At 63.3% G+C, this 12,947-nt stretch carries 12 protein-coding genes; 3 read left to right on the forward strand and 9 right to left on the reverse strand.

Annotated features, from left to right (window positions below; translation table 11 throughout):
• Positions 1-139: 139 nt before the first annotated feature.
• Both IE209_RS21775 and IE209_RS21780 read right to left on the reverse strand, forming a co-directional pair.
• On the reverse strand, positions 140-1,681 hold the full coding sequence (locus IE209_RS21775) for a hypothetical protein (RefSeq protein WP_189689007.1): 1,542 nt from the start codon (positions 1,679-1,681) through the stop codon (positions 140-142).
• Positions 1,682-2,298: 617 nt separating this feature from the next.
• The gene (locus tag IE209_RS21780) at positions 2,299-2,676 is read right to left on the reverse strand and encodes a DUF4148 domain-containing protein (protein WP_189689008.1); all 378 of its coding nucleotides are present in this window, start codon (positions 2,674-2,676) and stop codon (positions 2,299-2,301) included.
• A 197-nt stretch (positions 2,677-2,873) separates the two neighbouring features.
• Between IE209_RS21780 and IE209_RS21785 the strand changes: the two genes are divergently transcribed.
• Entirely contained in the window at positions 2,874-3,980 is a 1,107-nt protein-coding gene (locus IE209_RS21785) for a hypothetical protein (RefSeq protein WP_189689009.1), read from the forward strand.
• Here IE209_RS21785 and IE209_RS21790 read toward each other — a convergent pair.
• The 4 genes from IE209_RS21790 to IE209_RS34450 are packed head-to-tail and all read right to left on the reverse strand — an operon-like array spanning position 3,977 to position 7,954.
• Complete coding sequence (locus IE209_RS21790) at positions 3,977-4,423, reverse strand: GtrA family protein (protein WP_189689010.1); 447 nt, start codon at positions 4,421-4,423, stop codon at positions 3,977-3,979. The two genes, IE209_RS21785 and IE209_RS21790, sit on opposite strands and share 4 nt — an antisense overlap.
• Complete coding sequence (locus tag IE209_RS21795) at positions 4,420-6,954, reverse strand: heavy metal translocating P-type ATPase (RefSeq protein ID WP_189689011.1); 2,535 nt, start codon at positions 6,952-6,954, stop codon at positions 4,420-4,422. Before IE209_RS21795 ends, IE209_RS21790 begins: the two co-directional genes overlap by 4 nt.
• Positions 6,955-6,983: 29 nt before the next feature.
• A complete protein-coding gene (locus tag IE209_RS21800) occupies positions 6,984-7,547 on the reverse strand; it encodes a mechanosensitive ion channel family protein (RefSeq protein ID WP_189689012.1) in 564 nt (187 codons plus the stop codon).
• A 56-nt stretch (positions 7,548-7,603) separates the two neighbouring features.
• The gene (locus IE209_RS34450) at positions 7,604-7,954 is read right to left on the reverse strand and encodes a zinc-ribbon domain-containing protein (protein ID WP_373305398.1); all 351 of its coding nucleotides are present in this window, start codon (positions 7,952-7,954) and stop codon (positions 7,604-7,606) included.
• A 341-nt stretch (positions 7,955-8,295) separates the two neighbouring features.
• Between IE209_RS34450 and IE209_RS21810 the strand changes: the two genes are divergently transcribed.
• Positions 8,296-8,598 carry a hypothetical protein gene (locus IE209_RS21810; protein WP_189689014.1) on the forward strand — a complete coding sequence of 101 codons (303 nt, stop codon included), beginning with the start codon at positions 8,296-8,298 and terminating at the stop codon, positions 8,596-8,598.
• 184 nt (positions 8,599-8,782) lie between these two features.
• Positions 8,783-9,052, forward strand: coding sequence for a flagellar biosynthesis protein FliQ (gene fliQ / locus IE209_RS21815; protein ID WP_189689015.1), 270 nt, complete (start codon positions 8,783-8,785; stop codon positions 9,050-9,052).
• Positions 9,053-9,114: 62 nt separating this feature from the next.
• Here fliQ and IE209_RS21820 read toward each other — a convergent pair whose 3' ends face one another.
• Genes IE209_RS21820 through IE209_RS21830 form a run of 3 tightly spaced genes read right to left on the reverse strand, consistent with a single transcriptional unit; the run spans position 9,115 to position 12,831 of the window.
• On the reverse strand, positions 9,115-9,831 hold the full coding sequence (locus IE209_RS21820; protein WP_189689016.1) for a hypothetical protein: 717 nt from the start codon (positions 9,829-9,831) through the stop codon (positions 9,115-9,117).
• Positions 9,831-11,351 carry an alkaline phosphatase gene (locus tag IE209_RS21825; protein ID WP_444544356.1) on the reverse strand — a complete coding sequence of 507 codons (1,521 nt, stop codon included), beginning with the start codon at positions 11,349-11,351 and terminating at the stop codon, positions 9,831-9,833. The genes IE209_RS21820 and IE209_RS21825 overlap by 1 nt, the downstream gene beginning before the upstream one ends.
• Before the next feature lie 37 nt (positions 11,352-11,388).
• A complete protein-coding gene (locus IE209_RS21830) occupies positions 11,389-12,831 on the reverse strand; it encodes an alkaline phosphatase (RefSeq protein ID WP_189689018.1) in 1,443 nt (480 codons plus the stop codon).
• Positions 12,832-12,947: the final 116 nt, after the last annotated feature.

Raw genomic sequence — 12,947 nt, forward strand, 5'->3', positions numbered from 1 at the left:
TTGAAGTTACGAAACTCTGGCGTTGGTGATCCGATGTTGCCGTGCCAACGCGCCAGGTTGATCCGAATTTTCGGGCGCCAGCCGACGGCCCTCAGGTCCGGAAGGTCCCGCCTGCGCCGCGGCGGCTGTACCGCTGCCTTCAGGCCGACGCGGTCTGTGCCAGCAACGCCTGAGCCACGGCGTTGAAGCCATCGAGCCGGCTGAATGGAACGATTCGAGGGTTGTCGCTGACTACCGGAAAGCGCGCGACCACCACGTGCTGGACGTTGTCAAGCGAGAGCTTGTCCAGCAGGAGATGCTCTCGGCGGCGATCTTTGTCGAGCGCTTTCTCATACGAAGTCACCAGCGCCCGGTTGTAGCGCGCGTACCGATGGGCATCGGCATCGACCGTGGACAAGTCCACGAAGTTGTTCTTGCATTGAACATTCCAGATGACACCGTCCCGCACGGTCACCACGTCGAACTCGCGCCGGTTGATGCGTTTGATGTCTTGGACAGCGAACCCCTGCGCACCGAGCCTGTCCTTGACCACGGCTTCGAAGATGAAACCGGTGCGAATCTGGTAGCGCTTGCGCCCATCCAGCGTGCGCGCGCGCCAGTTGTAGATGAAGCGGCTCAGCAGCGTGACCGTGGAGCGCAACATTCCTTCCACTTGCACTATCGGCGCATAGCTGGAGAGCCCTTCAAGGTAGCTCGACACGGGCTGCACGAGTGCCTGGCGCAGAGCGGCAGGCGCTCGTGCCGCATCTAGCATCGCCGAGAACGCGTCGGGCTTGACCTCGACCCAAAAGTCGCGGACGACGCACTGGCGCGACAGCCTGCGGACCAATCCGGCGGCGATCGCAAAGTCACTGCCGGCCAGATCGAACTCGGCATAGGCCGCCTCGATCGCCGCGATGTCGTTGCGCAACTCCGCAGCAGAGAAGATGCGGTCCGGCTGCAACCCTTCCCTCAGCGTGTGGAAGTGCCTGTAGCCCGCGTCCGGCCAGCGCATCTCGTCGATGCGGGACCGCTCCGGCTCCAGGAAGCCCGCGTCGAGTAGCGGAAGCTCCACGCCGCTTTGGACGGGCAGCCCCAGGCTGTCGCGCGCCAGCCTCACCATCAACCCGCCCTGTGCGCTGTACAACGGGATGCCGGTGAACTCCACGATCGGCAGCATCACCGTCAGCGCCTCGATGGGCATGATGCGGGTCGTGCCACGGCATGCCATCGGCAGCACATGCAACAGGGCCACGAAATGGCGGCGCCTCGACTGCAGATAGTCGATCAACCCTGCGAGCGTGGGTAGGCTCCCGATCACATCGGCCGCCCCATGCAGCTGGAACGCCCTGACCATGCACACGCATTGCAACAGCAGCTGCCGGAACCGATTGGCGAACGGCTCACTGAAGCGCACCGTGAGAGATGCGTGGACGGCAAGCAAGGGCGACAGCTCGTGGACCAAGCCGGCGACGGGCATCCCGAACAGTTGCCGCTCAAACGCCTCGTCGTCCCAGTCGACGGTCTGCAGATTGATGCACTCCTCGATCGTGCGCAGGTTGTCGAGCCAGGCGAGCGTGGCCCACTTGGCGTCATAGGGCGCGAGCGCGTCGAGGACGCGCCGCTCCTGCAGCACGATCCGCTCCAACAATGCGGCCTCCGTCGATGCGGAAGAGAGCACAGAGTCGGAGGTGTCGGTCATGAGGTTTTCTTCCAATTGCGCGTGGGAGCCAGCCGGGGGTTGTGCGCTACGCGTGTCCGGTTGGAGGACCTTCGGTTTCACGGCGCAGCGACCGCATTCGGCCGCTCGGTGCCATTTGAACCTGCCTGACTTCGTCAGGTCAGATCCCGCGGCATGCGCACCTCACCTGCATCTTGGCTTGGCGAAGTGGAGTGTGCAACCCCGGCGCGCGCTTTTGCACCGTCTGCGTCGCTACGTTCGCGCTCACTTGTCAGGGCTTGCACGCTTCGATCATCTGACGCTTGCTGGGAAGCACGTCCGTCGGTTTGGTATGTCCGCAGCTCACACAGGTATGGTCGGCCTGCATCTGGCGGATTCCCGCGCGCTCGTGGGAGTAGTCTTCAAGCTTGGCTAGTGCGAGCGAGTCGCTATGACCAAGGTACCGCCACGGGCGCTTTAGTTGTCGCGGGGTGCCGGTGGAAGCCCCAAAGCGCTGCGGCCGAATCAGGCCCAAACGCCGACGAATACGGACCGCGTGCGTGGCAGGCGGAACCGCTGTCCCGCCCTGAACGGACGGGCTCGATGGTGCCTAAATCGCCCACCACTCCAGCGGGTGGAACTGCTTCAACCTTTGAGCCTCATTGCGGGCCGACTTCACCGTCGCGCCGAACGCCAGAGCGAACGACTTCGACAGCCTCGGCATGCACTGCCGCCCGGGTACGCAGGCTGAGAGCCTTGCGCTGGATGTCAGAATCGGCCACCTCGCCGGTGGGCGCTGGTCCACTGCGCGCCAGCTCACCAAGCACTTGCGCACGCGTGACGGTGCTCTTCATGCCCGCCGTCTGATCGATGTTCCCGTTCTCGCCATTCGGCAGCAGACGGCCTTCGCTGCGTGCAGCAAAGTATTCGGCGCGCACCTGCTCACGGGTCAGCGGCCCTTGCTGTGCCGCCTGTGCTTGAGCGGCAATTGCCATGACGCCGGTGAGGGTGAGAAGTGCAATGCGGTTGAACGACATGAAATTCCTTTCGGGATGCCAGCGCAACATCGCGCTTGACCCCAGTCTCGGAATCGAAAGTTCTTTTTAGGGAACATGAAGATGACATATTTGTTAAGACGCAGGTTGCCGATGGCAGGTGCTGCTGCATCCGAACCCACGCGGCTCGCGGGAAGCGTGGGTGGCTTGCGGTCCACCCGAATTTGAGCAAGTGCGTCATGCTTCCGCTCGACTACGCAAGGTCTTTGAACGCGCAACTCAGCTACCTGTTTCACTACGCGAAGTCCATCAACGAAATCGACACTGCAGCGGCCACGTGGGGTGAATTTCGAGGAGCCCAAGACCCCGGATGGAACACCATGCAGACCGCTCATGAAGTCGCGGATGAACTGAAGGCGCTAGGATCCAGGCCTGAGCCGCTATCCAGGTCCGACCTGCGGCAATTGTTGTGCTTGTACGCCCACCTGGCGGAAGCCGGCGGTGTGTACGAAGGTCTCCTGAACGTCCTGCAGGTTGCCCAACTGAAGGCCTACAGCAGTTGGCCGTTCCAGGACATGGTGCGCGTTCGGCAGGCACCCGCAGCAGTGATCGGCCCCAACGCGAACGCCATGTTCCGGCGTTTGTCGGCCACTTCGCTCGCGATCGGTATGCCTAAGCTGTCGGAGCTTCTCGCGGTCACGTTTCGAGACGACGTCAGAAACGCCATCGCCCACGCGGATTACGTGATCGGCGCCGACGGACTACGGATCCGCCGCCGCAACGGTGGACGTCCCGACGTGGTGTCGTTCGACCAACTGTTCCAAGCCATTCAGATCGCCGTTTGCTTTTGGGACCTCCTGCATCAGTTTCAACGGTCGGTGGCCGAATCGTTCCGCCCGGGGCGTACTGTGGTTGGCCGCTTCAGTGCCAATCCACCCATGCCATGGCTGCTCGAACTCAACGAGGGTGGAGGCTTCTCGATCGAGTCGAGCGCCCCCGGACCGCAGCCTGACGCGGCCTACGAGCGGCAACAGGGCATCAACGATCGGCTCGGTGGGCGGATGATGGCGATCTACCTTGCGCCAGGCGCAGCCGTGCCATTGCCGTTGGAGAACGAAATTGCCGCAGCGGGCTTCGACCCGCTGGTGGTAGCGATGGAGGACACGCAGCAACTTGACAGGCTCGTGGCCGACGTGGCCGCGCTTCGTCTGTGGGACGGCGCCGCCGAGCCGACGACCGGCCGGGCGGGTGTTCTCATGGTCACGCCCTCAGGTTTCCGGCACATCCTGTCTGAGGACGACTTTCGCTCTTGGCTACCAGGGGTGCATCCGCTGGACTTGGCTTAAGGCTTCCGAATGCCAAATCGATCGGTGTGGTGCTTGCTCCTGAATGCCCAAGCCCTGCAAACGGCAAAGCTTGCCGCTGCCTGGACGGCCAAAACGAGAGCCAACGCGACGTGGTAGGGCATGAGGTCGGCTTGAAGCAAGACTGCGTACGCGACCGTGTTGGAAAGGAAGAGGCCGCCGGAAAGCGCGGCGAAACGCGCGACCGAACGGCCAAGGGGAACCTGCGAAGCTGGAAATGTCACCTTCAGATGGCCGACGAACGAAACGCAGACGGCCGCGGCCCAACCGATCCCGTTCGCCCACATGGGGTCCGCCCCAAGGAACCGGACGCATGCGACCGCAAGCACGTAATGCACGGCGGTTGCAAGCGCGCCGACCATGGCAAACCGCGGCGCTTGCACGCTCAGAAGCTCGGCAGGGGCGCTGCCGTCGCGAAAGCTCACGTCTTGCTCTTGGGCTCGCGGTAGGCGAGCAGCCGCAATGCGTTGAACACGACCAGCAACGTTGAGCCCTCGTGCACTGCCACTGCTGCACCGATCCCAAGACCCATGATCGTCGCAGGAACCAGGACAGCGACGATGCCAAGGCTCACGAACACGTTCTGGCGGATCACCGACCGGGTATGGCGGCTCAGGCCCACGGCGAACGGCAGTCGGCGCAGATCGTCGGCCATGAGCGCAACGTCGGCCGTCTCAAGGGCGACGTCCGATCCGGCCGCGCCCATGGCGATGCCCACGGTGGCGTTCGCCATGGCCGGAGCATCGTTGACTCCGTCGCCGACCATAGCGACCTTGGTTTGGTCGCGCAATTTTCGGATGGATTGGACCTTGTCCTCAGGCATGAGGTCGCCCCATGCCTCGTCCAGGCCCACGTCTTTGGCGACGGCGTCGGCGACCTTTTTGTGGTCGCCTGAAATCATGATCATCCGCTTGATGCCAAGCTCGCGCAGTTGCTCCAGCGTCTCGCGTGCGCCCTCGCGAGGCGTATCCAAGAGGCCGATGGCGCCGAGGTCACGGGTGCCGCGGCGAACGACCATGGTGGTGCGACCGGCTTCGCGCAGACGATCGATGGCAGCCGCAGCTTCGGCTCCCAACGGTTCGACGCCGTCCACTCCGAACATCTCAGCCTTCCCGATCCAGACGGTATCCGACCCAAGCTGCGCGGTGACGCCGCGCCCTATGAGGTTGTTGAGTCCTGAAGCGTCCGGAATCGGCTGAGCACCGAGTCGCTCGCGACCGTCGCGAGCGATCGCCGCAGCCAGAGGGTGATCGCTCAGCGACTCGACCGCAACGGCAACTTCGAGCAGCTCACGTTCGCTCGCGGCATCGACTGGGATCACGTCGGTGATGCGGGGTCGGCCTTCCGTCAGCGTGCCGGTCTTGTCGAACGCCATGGCGTTCAACGATCCCAGCTCTTCCAACGGAGCGCCACCTTTGATGAGCACGCCGCTTCGCGCCGCACGGGCAATGCCGGACAGCACCGCGCTGGGCGTGGCAATGGCCAAGGCGCAAGGACTTGCAGCCACCAGCACGGCCATGGCTCGGTAGAAGCTGTCGCGGAACGGCTCGTCGACCACCACCCATGCGAACAGCAGGATGAACGACAGCGCAAGGACGGCGGGGACGAAAATGCGTTCGAACTTGTCGGTGAAGCGCTGCGTCGGCGACTTGCGCGTTTCTGCCTCGCTCACCATCTTGACCACTCGGGCCAACGTCGAATCGGTTGCCTTGCGCGTGACTTCGATCTCGATCGAACCGGCTCCGTTGATCGTGCCGGAGAAGGCGCGCGAGGCGGCCTCCACGGTGTCAGGACGCGCTCGCGCCGCTTCCAGGTCGGCGACTGGCCGCTTGTCGACCGGGATGCTCTCCCCCGTCACCGGGGCTTGGTTGATGCTGGTGTTGCCTTTCGTGAGGAAGCCGTCCGCAGGGATGCGCTCGTTCGGCTTGACGAGCACCGTGTCGCCCACCACAAGGGCCTCTACAGCGACTTCCTCGGTCCGGTCTCCGCGCCGTACTGTCGCCGTCTCCGGTGCCAGTTCTGCGAGTGCCTCGATCGCTCGCTTGGCACGCCCCATGGCGTAGTTTTCCAGCGCGTGCCCAAGGCTGAACAGGAACAGCAGCAGCGCCCCCTCGGCCCACGAGCCAAGCGCTGCGGCACCGGCAGCAGCGACCAGCATCAACGTGTCGATCTCAAAGCGCTTGAGCCGGATGTTGTCGATGGCTTCGCGCAGCGTGTAGAAGCCGCCGAAGAAGTACGCGGCGATGAAGCAAGCCAGCGGTGCCCATGAAGGTGCGCCGGTCACCAGCTTCTCGATCGCCACCCCCGCGCCCAACAACGCGCCGCAGATGAGCGCAAAAACCATCTCTGTGTTTGATCCAAAGATTCCGCCGTGGTCGTGGGAGTGGGCCCCGCCTTTGCCGTGATCGTGGTCCTTGTCGCCGTCGGTATGAGCATGGCCATCAGGTCCATGGTCGTGCGGCGCGTGATCGTGAGGCGCGTGGGCCTGGGGTGCGCTTGCGGACTTTTCCTCCACCGCGGTCACCCCCAACGTCTTGAGAGAAGCCAAGATCGCTTCCTCCGAGGTGACCTCGCGGTCGAATTCGACCTCGACAGACCCCGTCGGACTGGCACCGGCTTCGATGACGCCACGCAGGCCCTTCAGGTGTTCGGTGACGGTTTCGGCCCTGCGTTGATGGGTAAGACCATCGAAATTCCTGTGGAGGTGGCCGAAACGGCGTGTGATGGTCGCGCCGGCCGCCTGAGCAAGTTCACGGATGCGTGCAACCGGGAGCACCTGCGGATCGAAATGGATGCACAGCTGCGCAGGAGCACTTTCGCTTGCGCCGTCCACATGCACCTTGTCCACACCAGGCCGACCTTGGAGCTGCTCGATCAGGCGCGCAACGCAGGCGTCGGGGCCTTGCGGCAGATCCGGAAGAAGAATGGGAATGTCGAGCTTCAACTTGTTGGTCATGGTTTTGTCCGATCAAGAAAAATTCAGTCTCACCGCCAGCGTCGCAGAACCCGCTGGAAGAAGAGGCTGTTCGGCAACTGGAGCACCGCTCTGGCAGCGCCTTCGTCGACGTCCTGGAGCGTGGTGTAGACCAGGTTGATGTCGACCACTCGGCCCTTGTATCCGGGTTTGTCGCCGGTCTCTAGCAGTTCGATCGTGTCGCCCATGCGAAAGGCACCGGTCATGTAGATGAGGAGCGTGCAAAATAGATTGGACAGGACGCTCCAGGCGGCGAAGAAGGCGACCGCTCCGACGGTCACAAAACCTGTGAACGCCGACCACACCACGCTTCCAGACACACCGATCCGCTCCAGGGACCACAGGATGCCTGCGGCTACGATGGCGCAGTTGACCACGCGCCGCGGCAGTCCCACGACCTGGGCTGGCAAGGCGTAGCGCAAGGCCAAACGCGTGGTCAGGCGGCGCACCAGGCGCATGGCCAACCAAGCCGCCAATGCAATGCCAGCAACCTGTGCTGCCACGATCAGACTGTCCAGCCAACGATCTGCCCACTGGGGCAGCTGGGTATGAAACCGTTGGAGAAGGCCGATCATCTCGTCCGGTCAAGCCCGCGTGGATCTACTGGCGAACTGCCCGGTTGGAGGTACGTTCACGGCGCCGCTGTCCCGCACTCCGCGCAAAACTTCGCCGTCGTAGCCAGATTCGCACGGCACTTGCCGCACACCTTCTGCGCGAACGAGGCTCCGCAGTTTTGGCAGAAACGGGCAGAAGAGGCGTTGGTTGTCCGGCAACTGGGGCAAACCGAGGCCCCGTGTGCGGCTGCCGGCGGCGCGTAGTTCCCCATGCGATCGGCATCGCACGGAGGTGCAACGTGACCATGGCCATGCCCTCGGTTGCTGCCGTGGTGGCCCCCACCGAGCAGCGATCTCAACAGTCCCATGTTCCAAACTCCAACTGGTGCGCAGGCATGCCCCCAGAGATGGACACGCTGCAGAACCATCCAGCGGTGGCGGCCGTCGGTCGGCCGCCTTGGACGAAACGCTCTCTGGTGGTGATTGTGCTCTCGTCCCGCTGAAACAAAGTCTAGGAAGCGAATCGCACAGCTAACCCGACTGTCGAATTACGTTTCTGTCATGTTCGGCTTATGGGCGCGGGTCGCGCCGAGCCCCCCTGAACGGTCTACAACAGTGTTGCTCGATCGGAAACGCATCTTTGCCTCGCAACGGCTTTTTCAGGTTTCGGACAAAACCTACAGTGAAGGTCCCGTGACACACAACGCATTCGTTGCGTCGGAGCCACCCGGCTCAACCGTCACTCCTTTCAAACCAACAAAGGTTATCCATGTCTCGCAAGATCCTCGCCTCCATCCTTGTCGCCACCGCCGGTCTCGCCTCTGCCCATGCATTCGCGGCGGACGCGTTCACCGTCGAAGCCGTGCGCGGCGAGCAGCTCCAACAGGTGCAAGCGGTCGCTACGGCGTCTGCAGTTACCGCCCCTCGCGCCGCCGCAAACGACTTTCTGCAGGAAGCCGAACGTGGCGAGTATCTGCGCAGTTTCGGTGTGGCCTCCCAGCGTGCGGCGCAGCACGCAAGTTCCGGCGTCTATCTGACTCCCGCGGAAGCCACCCGAGGCTCCAGCCTCTGATCGCATGGGAGCAGCGGCCTGTGCCGCTGACACCCACCCCACGATGCAGATCTGCAGCAGATGCAGGTCTGCTTTTTTTGCCTTCCAACTGGGCTACCCGAGAGTGACGCAAACGTCATGAACCTGCCCACGGAACCGCGGTTTGGCGATCTACCGTTGCAGCGATGGAGTCCGTCCGAACCGTATGAGCCCCCAGTTTGTGTTCACCGTGGGCCAAGATGCGCTCGTCATGATGCTGATGGTGGCTGCGCCGCTTTTGTTGATCATGCTCGCGGTTGGGTTCGTGGTGAGCGTGTTCCAGGCACTGACCCAGATCAACGAACCCACGTTGTCGTTCGTCCCCAAGTTGGTGGCAGCTGTCCTCGTGCTCGCGCTAGCCGGTGCGTGGATGCTTTCCACGCTCGTCGACTACATCCGCAAGATTCTCGAGTCCATTCCAAGCTTGGTCCAATGACGATCAGACTGAACGTGCGTGCCATGTGCTTCTTGCGGGCAAGGGCTCCCTGATGCGACGCATCAGTCCAGCAGGTCGGAATAGTCGCCTTGAGCGTAGTCGGCGACCGACTCCCACGGCATTGCTGAGGGCAGTGGCTGTGCTTTCGCGGTCATGCGCTGCGTGGACAGCCCATGGGGATCGCGGGTTTCGAGCCTGCGCACGTAACGGCCCTTGACGTCCCAGTCCACCTCGGTGGTTCTCTCGCCGTTGGTTGCCCGGTAGCGTTGCACACCCCGTGTCTGTGCGCCTATTCGTTCCATTTGCTCCAACGCACGTGGGTCGATGAGCCAGTAGGTAGCCTCCCAGGACCCGCCGTAGCCGACGTTGCCATGATGCGCGCGATCCACATCGATGAGCTTTCGCTCACCACGCAGAACGAGCCGAACCGTCACGCCACCGGACCCGTCACGCGCCACCAAGAGAGGGGCGCCGCGTGCCGCGTCGTGCGCATGCCCGGCGTGAGGGCCGGCTTGAGGCCTATGCCCATGCACGCGCTCGTCACGCACCGCCTGCGGCAGGACTCGCTCCACCCACACGCGAGAACCGGCGCGATACATGCGATCGGCATGGCGACTTTGGCGCTCGACCCCGTCAGCTCCGGTCGATCGGCTTTCGTACTCGAGCAGAAGTTGCACGGCGGGATCGTGGACTGCCGCTGCCGGGGCCTGCGCCCCGGCAGGCGGCAGCGCACCCGCGGCTGCGGCCACTGCCGCCAACAGGAGGGTGCGCTTGTGCATCACAAACCCGCTGCCTCCTTGACCTTGGAAAACACCTGCGTGTTGTCCATGGTGCCCTTGAAGATCTTCGAGCCTGCCCCGCCGGAGTACAGCATCACGTCGCCGCCACCGTGGGTTTCCGCACCAGGCGTGCCCAAATTGATCCCCACTTCCTGGAGAAAGTTGTCCTGCGTCGTGTCCACGTTGGTCAGGTCCTGACGGTCGGCCGCGCGCGGCGGAGCGGTCCATGGCTTGTTGCCATCCTCTGCGTTGACCTGACTTCCGGCGCTCGCCGTCGGACGGCCGCCGTTGCCGAACACGAGGGTCGTGTACGGCTTGCCATCTGCAGCCATGGCCAGCTGACCACTTTGGTAGTCCACCACCTTGCCTAGGATCGGGTTGCCAATCTTCGTGTAGCCATTGAACGCCATGGCGTGATCATGGTCTGCCGTGACGACGATCAGCGTGTTCGCCAGTCCGGGGTCCTTGCGCTCCATGTACGCCTTCGCAGCTTCGACAGCTTGGTCGAACGCAAGCGTGTCTTCCAGTGCACGCTTGGCGTTGCTGCCATGCAGCGCGTGATCGATTCGCCCGCCCTCCACCATCAGGAAGAAGCCATTGTTGTTACGGCTCAGCACGTCCAGCGCCTTCTCGGTCATCTGCGTCAAGCTCGGCTGATCGAGGTTCTGGTTCACCCGATCCAGTTCGTAAGCCATCTCGGCCTGAGAGAACAAGCCGAGGATGCGATCGGTGCGGGTCGCATCCAAGGCCGCCAATTGGCCTCCCGTGGTGGCGACGCTGTACCCGGCCGTCTGCATCAGCGAGATCAGGTTGACGCCGTCGGTGCGGCGGCTGCTGGGGTTCACATCGGGCGTTTGGTAGTTGCGCAGCCCGCCGCCCAACAGCACGTCGATGCCGGTGCCAAGTGCCGTGTTGTAGTTCGGGTGACCCGGCGTGCCCTGCTCCGCGATCGTGTTGTAGGCGTTGCGGTTGCACACGTGCGCAAACGTGGTCGCCGGCGTGGCATGGGTCACCCGCGTGGTCGACACCGCGCCGACCGAACGCCCCTTGGCCTTGGACAGCTCGAGCAGCGTGACGGCCGGCGTGCCGTTGCCGGCGGCGCAGGCGCTGTTCTCGCCGTTGACGAACTGAGTGCCGTCGGGCCGGTAGGCTGACGTCTCGGCCGACATGGAGATGACCTCGTTGTTCATCTTGACACCGGTCATGTACGCGGCCATGGAAGGCGCGCTGTCGGTGGTCTGCCCGTCGCGTGAGAAAGTCTTGATGCGTGCCGCAGTGCCAAGCGTCTGCATTGCAAGCTTCGCGCGTTCGCTGCTTGCAAGCGATCCTGGGGTCGCGGCGAGCTGCTTCTCTCCCTTGTAGATGCGCGCGGCGGTGACCGTCACCGGCCCCATGCCATCGCCCAAGAAGAAGATGACGTTCTTGGCTTCGCCCGCGGCATGCGCCGTGCTGCCGAATCCTGCCAATGCACCGACGAGCGCGAGAGCGGTCGTGGACTTGCGGAAGTTGGGACTCATCATGTGTTCCTTGATGATCTGTTCAAAAGGATGAAGGACTTCAGAAGCCCACGGACTTGCGGATGAGGCCGTACACCTCGTCGTTCACGAGCGTCCCGACGAAGTTCTCCGCGCCCATGCCTTGGGCACCCAGGAATACGTCGGCGCCGCCATGCGTTTCACCCGACATGGGCACCACGGTCTCTTGGAGGTAGTCAGGGTTCTCAAGCGTGGCGGCATCCACGGACGTCCGCGTGGCAGGACGGTTCGGCCCGTTTCCGAAGCCCAGGATCGTGTAGTTGTTGCCATCCACGTCCGTTGCCTCGGAGCCGTCCACGTAGTTCTTGACCACGCCAAGAACACCAGGCTTGCCTGGCTCGGTCCGGCCGGTGCGTTGAGCGTAGCCGTTCATCTGCAAGGTGTGGTCGTGGTCGGCGGTCACAACGACCAGCGTGTTCTTCAGACCCGGATCCACAACCTCCATCTTTTGGAGAGCCAACGCAATGGCATCGTCGAAGGCGACCGTGTCTTGCAACGCGCGACGTGCGTTCGTAGCGTGCAGCGCATGGTCGATCCGGCCGCCTTCCACCATCAGAAAGAATCCCTTCTTCTTCGCAGCAAGGGCGTCGATCGCTTTTCCGGTCATCTCGGCCAAGCTTGGTTCCCGCTCCGGGTTGCGATCGAGGTCGTAGGCCATGTGACTACCCGTGAACAGGCCAGCGATCTTGGTTCCATCGGCGGGCAGGCGATCGAACTCCGCCTTGTTGGATGCGTACGAGTAGCGAGCGGTCTTCAGCTCCGCGACGAGGTCCCGACCGTCGTTGCGAACGCCGCCCTGCACAGACCGCGGCAGGAAGTAGTTTCGGCCGCCGCCCAAGATGACGTCGATGCCGCTTCCAAGCTTGTCGTTGTAGCCCGCACCTCCCGGGACAAGCGCTGCAGCGATGGTGTTCTCGGCATCGCGGTGGCAAACATGAGCGTACGTGGTCGCCGGAGTCGCGTGCGTGATGCGTGCCGTCGAGACGATGCCCGTTCCGTAATTCGCTGCAAGCATTTGCTCGAGCAAGGTCTCCACCGGCGTCCCATTGCCTGTGGTCGGACAGGTGCTGTCGTAGTTGCGTTCGTAGGCGTTTCCGGAGGCGTCGGTCGCGCGAGTGTCTGCGCTCATCGAGATGACTTCATTGTTCATCTTCACGCCGGTCACGTACGCGGCCATCGATGGCGCACTGTCGGTCACCTGTCCGTCCGCGGAATAGGTGTGGACGAATGCCGTCTCGGGAAGTTTGTCCATCGCCAGGTCGCCGTCCTCGCCGACCTTGTAGATGCGCGCGGCCGTCTGCGTCGTGATCCCCATCCCGTCCCCGACGAAGAGAATCACGTTCTTGGTCGGAGTCGCGGCAATCGGTGGCTGCGTGGGCTCGGCTGACTTGTCGCCGTCGCCCCCGCAGGCGGCCAACGCGAGACAAACACCCAGCAGTGCCGGGTAACGAAGTTTCGTCTTCATAGATCCTCCAAAGCATCGACAAGTGCAGCGGGCCGACGTTGGCACGCACGTGCGGTCTTTCGATGGTAAGCGTCCGGCGAAGTCGTCTTGAAAGCGCGATAGGAGCAAAGGATGCT

The sequence above is a fragment of the Pseudorhodoferax aquiterrae genome (assembly GCF_014652235.1).
GTDB lineage: Bacteria > Pseudomonadota > Gammaproteobacteria > Burkholderiales > Burkholderiaceae_C > Pseudorhodoferax > Pseudorhodoferax aquiterrae.